Source organism: Streptomyces fodineus (assembly GCF_001735805.1).
Lineage (GTDB): Bacteria > Actinomycetota > Actinomycetes > Streptomycetales > Streptomycetaceae > Streptomyces > Streptomyces fodineus.
On sequence record NZ_CP017248.1, the window covers coordinates 3127143 to 3141768 of the forward strand.

General features: G+C 74.2%; 7 protein-coding genes and 1 pseudogene. 1 reads left to right on the forward strand and 7 read right to left on the reverse strand.

From position 1 onward, the window contains the following. Positions 1 to 515: 515 nt before the first annotated feature. A pseudogene (locus BFF78_RS12595) lies at positions 516 to 3292 on the forward strand (nucleotide-binding protein). A 71-nt stretch (positions 3293 to 3363) separates the two neighbouring features. On the opposite strand, the gene BFF78_RS12600 reads toward BFF78_RS12595, so the two are convergent. From BFF78_RS12600 to BFF78_RS43165, 7 genes are all read right to left on the reverse strand, one after another. After that, a complete protein-coding gene (locus tag BFF78_RS12600) occupies positions 3364 to 4311 on the reverse strand; it encodes a bifunctional riboflavin kinase/FAD synthetase (RefSeq protein ID WP_069778416.1) in 948 nt (315 codons plus the stop codon). Positions 4312 to 4452: 141 nt separating this feature from the next. Next, positions 4453 to 8931 carry a hypothetical protein gene (locus BFF78_RS43160; RefSeq protein WP_227025824.1) on the reverse strand — a complete coding sequence of 1493 codons (4479 nt, stop codon included), beginning with the start codon at positions 8929 to 8931 and terminating at the stop codon, positions 4453 to 4455. Positions 8932 to 9189: 258 nt separating this feature from the next. After that, the gene (gene truB, locus BFF78_RS12615; RefSeq protein ID WP_069778417.1) at positions 9190 to 10095 is read right to left on the reverse strand and encodes a tRNA pseudouridine(55) synthase TruB; all 906 of its coding nucleotides are present in this window, start codon (positions 10093 to 10095) and stop codon (positions 9190 to 9192) included. Beyond that, a complete protein-coding gene (gene rbfA, locus BFF78_RS12620) occupies positions 10092 to 10553 on the reverse strand; it encodes a 30S ribosome-binding factor RbfA (RefSeq protein WP_069778418.1) in 462 nt (153 codons plus the stop codon). The genes truB and rbfA overlap by 4 nt, the downstream gene beginning before the upstream one ends. Before the next feature lie 51 nt (positions 10554 to 10604). Beyond that, entirely contained in the window at positions 10605 to 10898 is a 294-nt protein-coding gene (locus BFF78_RS12625) for a DUF503 domain-containing protein (RefSeq protein WP_069778419.1), read from the reverse strand. Positions 10899 to 11076: 178 nt separating this feature from the next. Next, positions 11077 to 14163, reverse strand: a complete 3087-nt coding sequence (infB, locus tag BFF78_RS12630) for a translation initiation factor IF-2 (RefSeq protein WP_069778420.1) — start codon at positions 14161 to 14163, stop codon at positions 11077 to 11079. 145 nt (positions 14164 to 14308) lie between these two features. After that, positions 14309 to 14605, reverse strand: coding sequence for a YlxR family protein (locus BFF78_RS43165; RefSeq protein WP_079161286.1), 297 nt, complete (start codon positions 14603 to 14605; stop codon positions 14309 to 14311). Between the last annotated feature and the right edge of the window lie 21 nt (positions 14606 to 14626).

Genomic DNA, 14626 nt, shown 5'->3' on the forward strand with positions numbered 1-14626 from the left:
AGCCCTCCGGCACCCCGCCGCAGGGCGCTCCGTACGCTCCCCCGCCCCCGCCCCCGCCGCCGGCCCAGGGCGCCCCCTATGCCGCGCCCGTGCCGCCCGTGCCGCCCGTCGGGAATCCCGTCCCGATGCCGCAGCTGCCGGACGGCTTCGAGCTGCAGCAGCCGCGGCCCGCCCCGCAGGCACAACCCGCCCCGCAGATACAGCCGGAGGCCGTGGCCCCTGCCACCGCCCCCGCCGTCGGGCCGGAGCCGGACAACGGGGATCTGGAGAGCGGGGCCACCATGCGGTTCTCCGCCGTGGCTCTCAAGCGAGAGATGGCCGAGATCGCCGAGCGCGCTGCCGCGGCCGCGCAGCAGATCGGGTCCGGCGACGAGGGCTCCGCGGAGGTGGCGGGTACGGCCACCACCGACGGGGAAGCCACGGGCTCCGCGAGTGCCGAGGGCGACACGTCCGCGGAGGGCTCCGCCGAGGGCGCGGGGGAAAAGGCGGGCGAGGAGTCCGGCGACCAGGTCGCCGTGGAGGACGGCCCCGGGCGCGATGCCGCCGCCGCGCAGGCGCCCGAGGGCGCCGGTGCCGCCGCGCACGAGGACCAGGACGAAGGCGCGCCCGCGGACCTGGCCCACGGCGACGCCGGTGCCACGGCCGGGGACACGGACGGTGCCCGGGAGGGGACCGCCGAGGGCACGACGTCCGGCACCGCGGAGCCCACGGACGCAGTGGAGCCCACGGACACCGCAGTGCCCACGGACGCCGTGAAGCCTACGGACGCCGTGGAGCCCACGGACGCCGCGGAGCCCACGGACGCCGTGGCGCGGGACGCCGTGGCGCGGGACGCCGTGGCTCAGGGCGCCATGGCGGAGGACGCCATGGCGGAGGACGCCATGGCGGAGGACGCCATGGCGCAGGAGCCGGTAACGCAGGACGCCGTAACCACGGGCGTGACCGCCCAGGACCGCGCCGCCGCCCAGGACGGCACGCCTCAGCCGGTTACGCCGGAGAGCCCCGCCCAGCCGGACAGCGCCCCGCAGACCGGCGCACCCCAGGCCCCCGCACCCCCCGCGCCCCAGGACGCCCGGCCCGCCTGGACTCCGCCGCCCGCGCCGCCCGCGCCGCAGAGCGGGGTGCCGCCGCTGCCGCCCTCCTACCAGCCGGCGGCACCCGCTCCGGCCGCCCAGTGGCCCGGGCAGGCACCCGCGCCGCAGCAGCCCGGTCCGATGCCGGGTCAGCCGCAGCCGGCGGCCGCGCAGGAGCCGGGTGCCGTGCCCGGCCTGCAGCCGCCGTTCCAGCCGCAGGCGCCGCAGCCCGCGCCGGCCGCCTGGAACCAGCCGAACCAACCGCACCAGACCAACCAGCCCGGCGTGCCCACCGCGCCGCAGCCGGGTCAGCCGAACGCGGCCGGACAGCCGACGGCGCCGACGCCGGGACCGCAGCCGAACCCGGCGGGACCGGCCGCGGCGGGCGCTCACGGCTTCCCGCAACCCCCCGCACCCCAGCCGACGCCCAACGCCCAGCCCCAGCCGGGTGGTTACGGCTTCCCTCAACCGCCCGCGCCGCAGCCGAACCCCCAGCCCCAGCCCGGCGGTTACGGCTTCCCCCAGCCGCCCGCACCCCAGCCGACGCCCAATGCCCAGCCGCAGCCGGGTGGTTACGGCTTCCCGCAACCGCCCGCGCCGCAGCCCGACCCCAACGGCCCCACCCCGCCCACCGGATACGGCTTCCCGCAGCCCGGCACCCCCAACACTCAGCCTCAGCCCCAGCCGCAGCCCGGTGGTCCCGGCTTCCTCCAGCCGCCCGCGCCGCAGCCCGACCCCAACGCCCAGCCTCAGCCCGGTGGTTACGGTTTCCCCCAGGCGCCCCAGAACCCGCAGGGACCCGGCGGCGCGCCCGCGGCCGGGAACCCGCAGGCACCGCAGGCCCCGTCGGCCCCACAGGTCCCGTCGGCACCGCAGGCCCCGGTCGATCCGCGGTCCGGTGCCGCGTGGCCGCAGCCCGTACAGCACGACCAGCGGCAGCCGACGAACCCCGGTGCCGCGCCGCTCGGTTACACCGCTGCCGTGGAGCTTTCCGCCGACCGGCTGCTCAACAACAAGAAGCAGAAGGCGAAGAGCGGGCGGCCCACCGCGGCGTCGAGTCGATTCAAGATCGGTGGCAAGAAGGAGGAGGCCGAGCGGCAGCGCAAGCTGGAGCTGATCCGCACGCCGGTGCTGTCCTGCTACCGGATCGCGGTCATCAGCCTCAAGGGCGGCGTGGGGAAGACCACCACGACCACGGCGCTCGGTTCCACCCTCGCCACCGAGCGGCAGGACAAGATCCTCGCGATCGACGCCAACCCGGACGCCGGTACGCTCGGGCGGCGCGTGCGCCGGGAGACGGGTGCCACCATCCGTGACCTCGTGCAGGCGATCCCGTACCTGAACTCCTACATGGACATCCGGAGGTTCACCTCGCAGGCGGCCTCCGGCCTGGAGATCATCGCCAACGACGTGGACCCGGCCGTCTCGACCACGTTCAACGACGAGGACTACCGGCGCGCGATCGACGTCCTCGGCCGGCAGTACCCGGTCATCCTGACCGACTCCGGCACGGGCCTGCTGTACAGCGCCATGCGCGGGGTGCTGGACCTCGCCGACCAGCTGATCATCATCTCCACGCCCTCCGTGGACGGTGCGAGCAGCGCCAGTACGACGCTGGACTGGCTGTCCGCGCACGGGTACGCCGACCTGGTCTCCCGGTCCCTCACGGTCATCTCCGGGGTCCGCGAGACCGGCAAGATGATCAAGGTCGAGGACATCGTGTCCCACTTCGAGACGCGCACCCGCGGGGTCGTGGTCGTGCCCTTCGACGAGCATCTGGCCGCCGGTGCCGAGGTCGACCTCGACATGATGCGGCCGCGGACGCGCGAGGCGTACTTCAACCTCGCCGCGCTGGTCGCCGAGGACTTCGTACGGCACCAGCAGTCGCATGGGCTGTGGACCAGCGACGGCAACCCGCCGCCGGTGGCCGCCCCGCCGATGCCGGGCCAGGCCATGCCGGGCCAGCCCGTGCCGGGCCAGCCGTATCCGCCGCAGGGCCCCGGACAGCCCTATCCGCCCCAGCAGGGTCAGCCGTACCCGCAGGCAGCGGGTCAGCAGCCCTACCCGCAGGCCGGGCCCGGTCAGCCCTACTCGCAGGCCGCCCCGGGCCGGCAGCCCTACCCCCGCAGCAGGGCCAACCGCCGCAGCCCGGCCAGCCGTACGGCTACCCCCAGCCCCCGCAGGGCCAGCAGCCTCCGCAGGCTCCGCCGCAGCAGTAGGACGGCACGGCAAAGGGCGGCCGGTGCTCATCGCACCGGCCGCCCTTGCGTGTCGTAGAACCGCCGAAGGCCTACGCCTCCGCCGCCACGATCTCCCGGCACCGCTTCACATCCGCGGCGATCTGCTCCAGGAGGGCCTCCAGCGTGTCGAACCTCGCCTGACCGCGCACGTAGGCGAGGAAGTCGACGGCGACGTGCAGGCCGTACAGGTCGAGTCCGACGCGGTCGATGGCGTACGCCTCCACCGTGCGTTCGGTTCCGTCGAACTGCGGGTTCGTGCCCACGGAGATCGCGGCCGGCATGGCCTCGCCTTCGACGTGCAGATAGCCGGCGTAGACGCCGTCGGCGGGGATGGCGGTGTGCGGGAGCGTCTCGACGTTGGCGGTCGGGAAGCCCATTTCGCGGCCGCGCTGGGCGCCGCGGACGACCACGCCCTCCACGCGGTGCGGGCGGCCCAGGATCTCGCGGGCGCCCTCGACATCGCCCTCGGCTACCAGACGGCGGGTCAGCGTCGAGGAGAACGGCAGGCCGCCGCCCGCCTCGCCGGTGACGTACAGGTCGACGACCTCGACCTCGAAGTCGTAGACCTTGCCCTGCTCGGCGAGGAACTCCACATTGCCGGCCGCCTTGTGGCCGAAGCGGAAGTTCGGGCCCTCGACGACCGCCTTCGCGTGCAGCTTGTCCACCAGGACCTTGACCACGAACTCGGCGGGCGAGAGCTTCGAGAACTCGGTGGTGAAGGGGAGGATCAGGACCGCGTCCACGCCCAGTTCCCCCATCAGCTCGGCGCGGCGGTGGTGCGGGGCGAGCAGCGGCGGGTGGCTGCCGGGACGGACGACCTCGCTGGGGTGCGGGTCGAAGGTGACCACGACGGCGGGGACGCCCAGCTCGCGGGCGCGGTCGACCGCATGCCTGATGATCAGCTGGTGGCCGCGGTGGACGCCGTCGTAGGAACCGATGGTGACGACGCTGCGCCCCCAGTCCTGGGGGATGTCCTCCAAGCCACGCCAGCGCTGCACTGTGACCGCTCCTCGAACCGTGTCCATATCGACGCTTAAGACTTGCGCAGGTCTAAGGGTGCCATGCCGGGTGCCGCGGGCCCGCATCGGTATCGGGGCTGTGACGGGGCGCACGTCCACCGCCGTCCTCCAGAGGGCCGCTCACGCCGGTACGCGGACGCCGGCCAGGTTCTCCAGCATGCGGCGGGTGCTGGGGCCCACCACGGCGGCCCAGTCGTCCGGGGCGGCGGCCAGCCAGCGGGCCATCAGGGCCGCGAAGCCCGGCACGTGCCGGCCGAGGTCGACCAGGCCGCGGTCGAAGCGGGTGGCGCCCTCGGGGGTACGGACGAGGAGCAGACCGGTGCGGTGGACCAGCCCGCGGACCTCCTCCTCCCGGCCGTCGCCGAGCTCGGCCGCCGCGTGCAGGACGGCGTCCAGCACGGACGGTTCCTGTTCCCGGGCGAGCAGCAGCTCCAGGAGCTCGCGGCGCAGCGGGCGGGAGGCGGGGGTGCCCGCGGCGGCGAGGACGCCGGCGAGGGCCGCGCGCAGCTGCTCAGGGGCGTCGTCCAGCAGGCCGGTGACCAGGGGCAGCAGGACCGGGCGGGCGGTGGGGCCCTGGGCGAGGCGCCGGTCGACGTGGGCGGCGAGTTGTCCGGCGGTCCGGGGCCGCAGCCGTACCGTCTCCTGGAGCAGGGGCGCGACACGGCGGGCGAGGGCCGGGGTGGTGACGTCGGTGAGCGTGCGCAGCGCCTCCCCCGGGTGCGGACCGCGCAGCCGGGCGCGGAAGGCCTCCAGGACCGGTTCGGGGTGGGTGGCCAGGGCGCGGGCCAGGGCGCTCGGCGGGAACTGCGGGTCGCCGTCGGCGAAGTGCCGCAGGGCGTCGGCGAGGTGCCGGTCGCGGGTGAGCGGGTCGCGGACCAGCAGGGCGAGGGCGCCGCCGTGCAGGGTGCAGTCGGCGGGGCGGGCGAGCAGGGCGAGCGCGGCGTAGCGCAGCAGCTCGCGGTCGGCCTCCGAGCGGACGTGCGGAGCCGCGCGCAGGCCGTAGGCCACGGCCGCGACCCGGCGGGCGGGGCGCTCGTCGTGCGCCCAGCGGTCGACGGCCCGGCAGAGGGCCGACGGCTCGTCCTCGGCGAGCGTGGCGAGCAGTTCGTCTGCGCGCCGGTGCGCCGAGGCCACCAGGATCTCGGTGAGGTCGTCCAGCGCCCCGTGCCGGTGGGTGTGCAGCAGCGCCTGTGCGGCGGTCGCGACGGTGGCGTGCGGGGTCGCGGGCAGCGGCCGTTCGTCGTCGAACCAGCAGGTCAGCCGCGGCTGTACGACGCCGGGTGCGGCTGCGAGCAGCCGGGCGACGGCGTCCAGGTAGCGCTCCCCGGCCTCCGGGGGCGCCTGGTCGGCCAGCACGAGCCGGCGCAGCAGGTCGAGCCGGTCGGTGTCGCGGAGCGGCAGCTCGGTCCAGAAACCGGGGGCGAACTCGGCCGGCACGGGCCGCCGTGCGCGGCGCCAGCCGACGATCCGGTCGGCGAGCAGCCGCAGCACCTCGGTGTACGGCGTCGCGTCCGGGACCTGGAGCAGGGTGCGGGCGAGCAGCCGGGCGGCCCACCAGGAGCCGGGGTCGCGGTCCAGGGCGTCCGTCAAGTCCCGCAGCCGCGCGGCCAGTTGGCTTGCGCCGCACTGCCGGGCGAGGAGCAGCAGGGCCTGGACGACGGGTCCGACGCGATGGTGCGGCACGGGCACCGGGTGCGGGTTGTGGGCGCGGTGGACCAGGGCGCGCAGAGCCTCGTCGAGGTCGAGGTGCATGCCCTGGATCCAGTCGGCCAGCTCCTCGTGCGCGAAGCGGTAGCCGCTGCCGGCCGGGACGAGGAGGCCCTCGGTCAGCACGGCGGACGCCCAGCCGGCGCCACCACCGAGCCGGGCCGGGGCGGGCCCCCAGGGGAACACCGCCTCGAACGACGCACGGTCCAGCTCGCCCTGTCCGGGGCCGAGGCTGCGCCGAGCGGCCTCGTGCACCTGCCCGGCCACGCGCGCGGCGAGCCGGCGTACGGCGGCCCCGCGCAGGCCGCTCTCCATGGCGAGCCGGACCGCGATCCGCAGGCACATCAGGTCCAGGTGGGCCGCGAACACCTCATGCCGGTCGACCGGCCCGGAGATCCGCGCATCCGGGGCGGCGGCCCGGACCTCGGACAGCAGGCGCAGGGTGAGCGGATGCCGGGCGTCACGCGCGGAGAGCGCACCGTCGGGGATGCCGTAGCGGGCACGGGCCAGACGGGCCTCGTCCTCCGTGAGGTCGGGGAGGCGCAGACAGGGTGGGAGGGGGGTGGTGAGAGTGGTCGGAGTGGTTGGAGTGATGGGGGTGCCGGGGGCGGTCATCACGGGCGTGGCGCTGGCGGAGCCATCGGGACCAACCGAAGCGGCCATGGCGGCGGCAGCCGCGGGCGTCAGCGGACCGGCAGAGGCGGGAGCGGCGGCGGGCGCGTCAGAACCGGCCGGAGGCGCTGCAGCCGCGTGGACTGCGGAGTCGGCTGGAACTCCCGGTCCCGCCGGAGCCGAAGGGCCCCAGGGATCGGCTGAACCTCCCGGTCCCCGGGGAACCGGAGGGACCGCAAGACCCGGTGAACCGGCCCGCGCCGCTGAAGCCATGGAATCGGAGGCGGCTGCGGAGCCTACCGGAGCCGAAGACGCCGCAGGGTCGCCGAAAGCCGCCGGACCCACCGCAGCCGAAGACACCGCAGGACCAGCCGAAACTCCCAGGCCCACCGCAGCTGAAGAAACCGCAGGACGCGCTGAATCCGCCCGTGCCGCTGAAGCCATGGAACCGGACGCGGCTGCGGGGCCCGCCGGAGCCGAAGAGCCCACAGGACCAGCCGACCCCGCCCGAGCCGCTGAAGCCATGGAACCGGACGCGGCTGCGGAGCCAACCGGCCCCGAAGACACCGCAGAACCGCCGAAACCTGCCGGACCCGCCGCAGCCGAAGAGACCGCAGGACCAGCCGGAGCTCCCAGGCCCACCGCAGCCGAAGAGCCCACAGGACCAGCGGAACCCCCCAGGCCCCCCGCAGCCGAAGAAACCACAGAACCAGCCGAACCCGCCCGCGTCGCTGAAGCCATCGGGCCGAAGGTGGCTGCCGGGCTCGCCGGAGCCGGAGGCGTGGGGGCCGGCGGAGGGGTCGGGGTGTGGAGCAGGTCGGTGGGGAATTCCGCCCCCGCGCGCTCCCAGTACTCCTCGCGGCAGGCCACCACCAGGCGTGCCCCGGTCTCGCGCAGCCAGGTGGCCGTGCCGCTGGTCCACTCGGGCAGGCGGTGGGCGAGGACGGGGGGCATCTCCTCGGGGCCGTCGAGGAGGAGCAGGAGCGGGCGGCCCGACCTGGCGGCGAGGTGGGCCAGGTGCTCGGGGGTGAGGTCGCCGAGGGATTCGGGGTGCACGCAGTGGGCGGCGGCGACGATCCGGGCGGCCCGTTCCAGGGCGCGGCGGGCCGCGTCGGCGACGGAGCCGTCGGCGTCCTCCAGGTCGGCGCCACGCAGCCACAGCGTCGGGGCGGGCCGCTCACCGCGGGCCCGGCGCGCGGCAAGGCCCGCGAGCTCCGTCGTACGCCCGCTGCCCGAGGCACCGACGAGCCCGAGGACGCTGCGGTCGCCGTCCGCGAAGGCGGCCAACTCCTGTGTGACACCGGCGCGTTCGACCGGTTCCACGGCACCGGCGAGGAGGCCCTGCGGGCCGTCCTGGCCGACCGAGGTGGCGGTGAGCTGCAGGATGCCGGCCAGGTTGAGGTCGGCGCCGTAGGCGGGCACGGTGGCCTCGTTGCGGGCGACCAGGTCGGCGAGGGGGCCGCCGGCGGGCCGTAGCGGCACCGCGAAGCCCGCGTCGCGCTGCGCGGAGTGCAGGGCGGTGCCGAGGACGCCGAGGACCGCGCCGGTCTCCGCATCCAGCACCGGTCCCCCGGCCGCCCCGCCGCCCAGCCGCAGCGCATCCCGGCCGGCGGTGCCGATGGCCAGCTCCAGGGCGTCCGGCAGCAGGTGGAAGCGGTCGGTGGCCGTGTACGTCACCTCGGTGGCGGCCAGCACCCGGGCCTCCCGCCAGCAGCCCGCGGGGACCCGCACATACGTTCCGGGGTCGATCCGATCCCGCACGGTCAGCGGCAGCGGGTCCAGGCGCAGGCCCTCGGTGCGGACCAGGGCCAGGTCGAGGTCGGGCAGCGCGGTGACGTCGTCCGCGCCGACCACACAGGTGAGGTCGCCGCCCGCGGCGTGCAGCACCAGCCGGGGCAGACCGTCGACGGTCTCGTGGCTGGTGATCAGTGTGCCGTGGTGATCGGCGAGGAATCCGACCCCTCGGGGGCGGCCGGCGAGGTCGCGGATCTGGACGAGGGCCGGGTCGGGGCGGGGCCCGTCGTGGTGCGTGCCGGGGGTGGTGGTTGTGGAGTCTGAGAGACCTGCGGTGCGAGGGACACCGGTGGGACCGGTACCGGTGGTGTAGCCGATACCGGTGGTGTAGCCGATACCGGTGGTGTAGCCGGTGCGGCCGGTCGCTGTGGTGCTCCCGCCGTCCGTCCGGTCCCGTGGTGGCCGTCGGAAGCCTTCCGCCGTCTCCCGCGTACCGTCCGCCGCTGCCCGGCGACCTCCCCCGGTGCGCGGGCCCCGTCCCGCCATGGCCTTACCTCCCCGCCTTACCGCGTGCCCTGTCCCCGACGGTAGGCGCGTGATGATCGGCGGGACAGATCGCGTGGCGAAAGCGCCCCCTTCCGCTCCCCCGGTTCACTCCGAGCGCCTGCCCGGACGGGTGAATCGACGGGAGCCGCTGGATATCCCTAGAGGTGGGGGAACCGAGGGGGGGACCGTGGAGCGGCGGCAGGGGCTCACCCCCGTGGCCGGCCGCCGCTCCACGGGCAGCATGCGTGACGGGGTGTCTCAGCCGAAGACGGCCAGCCTCTTGGCCTTGCCCTTGTGCTCCTCCACGAGCGCGAGGAAGCGGCCCTCGGCGTCGAACACGGCGACGGGACCGGCGCCCGCGTACGCGTCGGGCATCTCCAGCCGGACGCCGTTCAGCAGCAGCCGGGCGCGCCGGGCGTCCACCTGCCAGCGCGGGAACGCGGCCTCGGCGGCCTGGGCGATCGGCATCACGGTCAGCTCCTGCTGGAGCTGGTCCAGCGTCTTCGCCGTATCGATCTTGTACGGCCCGACGCGGGTCCGGCGCAGCGCGGTGAGGTGGCCGCCGACACCGAGGTCGGCGCCCAGGTCACGGGCGAGGGCGCGGATGTAGGTGCCGGAGGAGCAGACGACGGAGACGACCAGGTCGAGGACCGGGGTGCCGTCGTCGGCGGCGGCGTCCCGGACGTCGTACACCGTGAAGGAGGAGACCGTCACCGGCCGGGCGGGGATCTCGAAGTCCTCGCCCTCGCGGGCCCGCTTGTACGACCGTACGCCGTCGATCTTGATGGCGCTGACCTTGGAGGGGACCTGCATGATGTCGCCGGTCAGCTTGGCGATCCCGGCGTCGATGGCGTCCCGGGTCACCTTGGAGGCGTCGGTGGACGAGGTGATCTCGCCCTCGGCGTCGTCGGTGACCGTGTTCTGGCCCAGGCGGATGGTGCCCAGGTACTCCTTCTCCGTGAGGGCGAGGTGCCCGAGGAGCTTGGTGGCGCGCTCGACCCCGAGGACCAGGACGCCGGTCGCCATCGGGTCGAGGGTGCCGGCGTGGCCGACGCGGCGGGTCCTGGCGATCCCGCGCATCTTGGCGACCACGTCGTGCGAAGTGAAGCCCGACGGCTTGTCGACGATGACGAGGCCGTCGGGCGTGGTGTGCTTCTGGGTCATTCCGCGGCGTCGCCGTCCGTCTCGGTCGTGTCCTCGTCGGCCGGCTTGCGGTACGGGTCCGCGCCGGCCGCGTAGGACGCGCCCGCGGAGGCCTCGCGGACCTTCGCGTCGGACTGCCGTGCCTTGTCGAGGAGGTCCTCGATGGTCCGGGCGGTGTCCGGCAGGGCGTCCGCGACGAAGGTCAGGGTCGGCGTGAACTTCACACCGGCCGCGCGTCCGACCTCGGAGCGCAGGATGCCCTTGGCGCTCTCCAGGCCCGCAGCCGCGGCCTTCCGCTCCTCCTCGTCGCCGTAGACCGTGTAGAAGACGGTCGCCTCCCGCAGGTCACCCGTGACCCGGGTGTCCGTGATGGTGACGTGCGAGCCGAGCCGCGGGTCCTTGATCCCGCGCTGCAGCTTCTGGGCCACCACCTCCCGGATGAGGTCCGCCAGCCTTTTAGCCCGCGCGTTGTCGGCCACTGGTCCGTCTCCCGTTCTTTCTTCTGCTTGCGTTGGTGTTGGGTCTGGTCGTCAGTCGTCTTCGCCGTGGAAGCGCCGTCGTACGGACAGCAGCTCCACCTCGGGGCGGGCGGCGACCAGCCGTTCGCACCGGTCGAGTACGTCGGTGAGGTGCGCCGCGTCGCCGGAGACCAGGGCGAGGCCGATGACCGCTCGCCGGTGGAGGTCCATGTGGTCCACCTCTGCCGCGCTCACCGCGTACTTCCGCTGGAGTTCGGCGACGATCGGGCGGACGACGGAGCGCTTCTCCTTCAGCGAGTGGACGTCGCCGAGGAGGAGGTCGAAGGACAGAGTCCCCACGTACATGTTGTGTGCCGGGTTACCCGCCGGTACGGGATCGATGGCCTGTCAGCCACGTTACCGCCTGGCCGTCGGTGACTCGACCGAGTTTCCCGGTCACCCTCGGCCGGGGCGAAGCCCCGGGAACGGCAAGCTGGCCGGCAGGACCGAGATCCCGCCGGCCAGCTTCACACACCGTGGGCCGTTACACCCGCGGCTTCTCCCGCATCTCGTACGTCGCGATGACGTCGTCGACCTTGATGTCGTTGAAGTTTCCGAGGTTGATACCACCCTCGTAGCCTTCGCGGATCTCGGTGACGTCGTCCTTGAAGCGACGCAGACCCTCGATGTTGAGGTTCTCTGCGATGACCTTGCCGTCGCGGACCAGGCGCGCCTTGGTGTTGCGCTTGACCTCGCCGGAGCGGATGAGGACACCGGCGATGTTGCCCAGCTTGGACGACTTGAAGACCTCGCGGATCTCCGCCGTACCCAGCTCGACCTCTTCGAACTCCGGCTTGAGCATGCCCTTGAGGGCCGCCTCGATCTCCTCGATCGCCTGGTAGATGACCGAGTAGTACCGGACGTCCACACCCTCGCGCTCGGCCATCTGCGCCGCGCGGCCGGCCGCGCGGACGTTGAAGCCGATCACGATGGCGTCGGAGCCCATCGCCAGGTCGATGTCGGACTCCGTGACCGCACCGACGCCGCGGTGCAGGACGCGGATGTCGACCTCTTCGCCGACGTCCAGCTGGAGCAGGGAGGACTCGAGGGCCTCGACGGAACCGGAAGCGTCACCCTTGATGATCAGGTTCAGCTGCTGGACCTCGCCGGCCTTCAGCACCTTGTCCAGGTCCTCCAGCGACACGCGGCGCGTGCGCTTGGCGAACGCGGCGTTGCGCTCACGGGCGGCGCGCTTCTCCGCGATCTGGCGGGCCGTACGGTCCTCCTCGACCACGAGGAAGTTGTCGCCCGCACCCGGGACGTTGGTCAGGCCCAGGACCTGCACCGGCGTCGAGGGACCGGCCTCGGCGACGTTGTTGCCGTTGTCGTCGAGCATGGCGCGGACCCGGCCGTAGGCGTCGCCCACGACCATCGTGTCGCCGACCCGCAGCGTGCCTCGCTGGACGAGGACCGTCGCCACGGCACCACGGCCGCGGTCGAGGCGGGACTCGATCGAGATGCCCTGCGCGTCCTGGGCCGGGTTGGCCCGCAGGTCGAGCGAGGCGTCGGCCGTGAGGATCACGGCCTCCAGCAGCGAGTCGATGTGCAGACCCTGCTTGGCGGAGATGTCGACGAACATGGTGTCGCCGCCGTACTCCTCGGCCACCAGGCCGTACTCGGTCAGCTGACCGCGCACCTTGGTCGGGTCGGCACCCTCGACGTCGATCTTGTTGACCGCGACGACGATCGGCACGTCGGCCGCCTTGGCGTGGTTGAGCGCCTCGACCGTCTGCGGCATGACGCCGTCGTTGGCCGCGACGACCAGGATCGCGATGTCGGTCGACTTCGCACCACGGGCACGCATGGCGGTGAACGCCTCGTGACCCGGGGTGTCGATGAAGGTGATCTTGCGCTCTTCGTCGTTGACCTCGGTCGCGACCTGGTAGGCACCGATGTGCTGGGTGATGCCGCCGGCCTCGCCCGCGATGACGTTCGTCTTGCGGATGGCGTCGAGCAGGCGGGTCTTGCCGTGGTCGACGTGACCCATGACGGTGACGACCGGCGGACGGACCACCAGGTCCTCCTCGTCGCCCTCGTCCTCGCCGAACTCGATGTCGAAGGACTCGAGCAGCTCGCGGTCCTCCTCCTCGGGGCTGACGATCTGAACCTGGTAGTTCATCTCGTCGGCGAGGAGCTGCAGCGTCTCGTCGGAGACGGACTGCGTGGCCGTGACCATCTCGCCGAGGTTCATCATGACCGCGACGAGGGATGCCGGGTTGGCGTTGATCTTCTCCGCGAAGTCGGTGAGCGACGCGCCACGGGAGAGACGGATGGTCTCGCCGCCGCCGCGCGGCAGCATCACGCCGCCGACGCTCGGGGCCTGCATGGCCTCGTACTCCTGGCGACGCTGCCGCTTCGACTTGCGGCCACGACGCGCCGGACCACCGGGACGGCCGAAGGCGCCCTGCGTGCCACCACGGCCACCGGGACCGCCGGGACGGCCACCGAAACCGGGACGGCCACCGCCGCCACCGGCGCCGCCGAAGCCGCCACCGCCGCCGCCCCCACCGGGACGACCGGCGAAGCCGCCGCCGCCACCCGGGCGAGCGCCGCCGCCACCGCCACCGCCGGGACGGCCGGCGAAGCCGCCGCCACCGGGACGACCGCCGCCGCCGGGACGACCGGCACCGGCCGGGCCGCGACCGCCGCCGGGGCCGGGACGCGGGCCGGCAGCGGGACGCTGCGGCATCATGCCGGGGTTCGGACGCGGACCGGCCGGGCCGGGACGCGGACCGCCCTGCGGGCGGGGCATGCCGGACGGGGTCGGACGGGGACCGCCGTGCCCGCCGGGAGCCTGCGGACGCGGACCGCCGCCCTGGGCGCCGGGCGCCTGCGGACGGGGACCGGCGCCGGGGGCACCGGGACCGCCGTGGCCACCAGGACGGGCGCCCTGCGGGCGCGGGGCCTGCGGGCGGGCCATGCCGGTGGAGCCACCGGAGGTGAAGGGGTTGTTGCCCGGACGCGGACCGGCCGGACGGGCACCCGGACGCGGGGCCTGGCCACCGGGGCGCGGAGCACCCTGGCCCGGACGGGACGCCTGGCCCTGACCGGGACCGCCGGGACGGCCACCGGGCTTCGGCGCGCCGGGACGGGCGCCGCCGGGACGCGGACCCGACGGGGCCGGGGCCTGCGGAGCCTGCGGGGCCTGGGCGGCCGCCGGAGCGGTGAACTCCGGGGCGGCCGGAGCCGGACGCGGCGCGGGCTTGGGACCCGGAACCGGACGCGGACCCGGGGCCGGCGCGGGCGCCGAGGGGGCCGACGGGGCGGCCGGCTGCTGGGCAACCGGAGCCGTCGCGGGCTTGGGGGCCGCCGGCCTCGGGGCAGCCGGGCGGGCCGCCTGCGCCGGAGAGGGCGCGGCGGGCTTGGGGGAAGCCTTGCGCGGGGCGGGCTTGCCGGCGGACTTGCCGTTGCCACCGCCCTGGAAGGCGTCGGTCAGCTTGCGTACAACCGGCGCTTCGATCGTCGAAGACGCCGAACGGACGAATTCACCGAGTTCCTGGAGCTTGGCCATGACGACCTTGCTCTCCACACCGAACTCCTTGGCGAGTTCGTAGACCCGGACCTTAGCCACTTCGCTCCTTTGAGGTCCGGGTTGAAGCCGGACCGTCGCTAGTTCATGGGCGTACTCATCGCGTACTCATCGAGTGCTCATCGCAATCTCGACCTGCTTTCGACTCGCGAGGTACCAGGCCGCACGGGGTTCCGCGCGACACGTCTTACGGTGTTGCCTGCTCGGCAACTGTTGTCTGCTCGACGTGATGGCGCAACGCCTTTGTGTCGAGCGGCCCCGGGGCGCGCAGTGCCCGCGGGAACGCCCGGCGGCGAACCGCCTGGTCGAGACAGACCAGGGCGGGGTGCACATAGGCACCCCGGCCGGGCAGCGTACCGCGAGGATCGGGGGCGCATGCGTCCTCGATCCTCACGATCCGCAAGAGATCGTTCTTGGCCGCCCGCTCCCGGCACCCCACACAGGTGCGCTCAGGGCATGCTCGGGCGTGCGTCCGGCCAGACACAGTTAAGTCTACCTCCCCGTA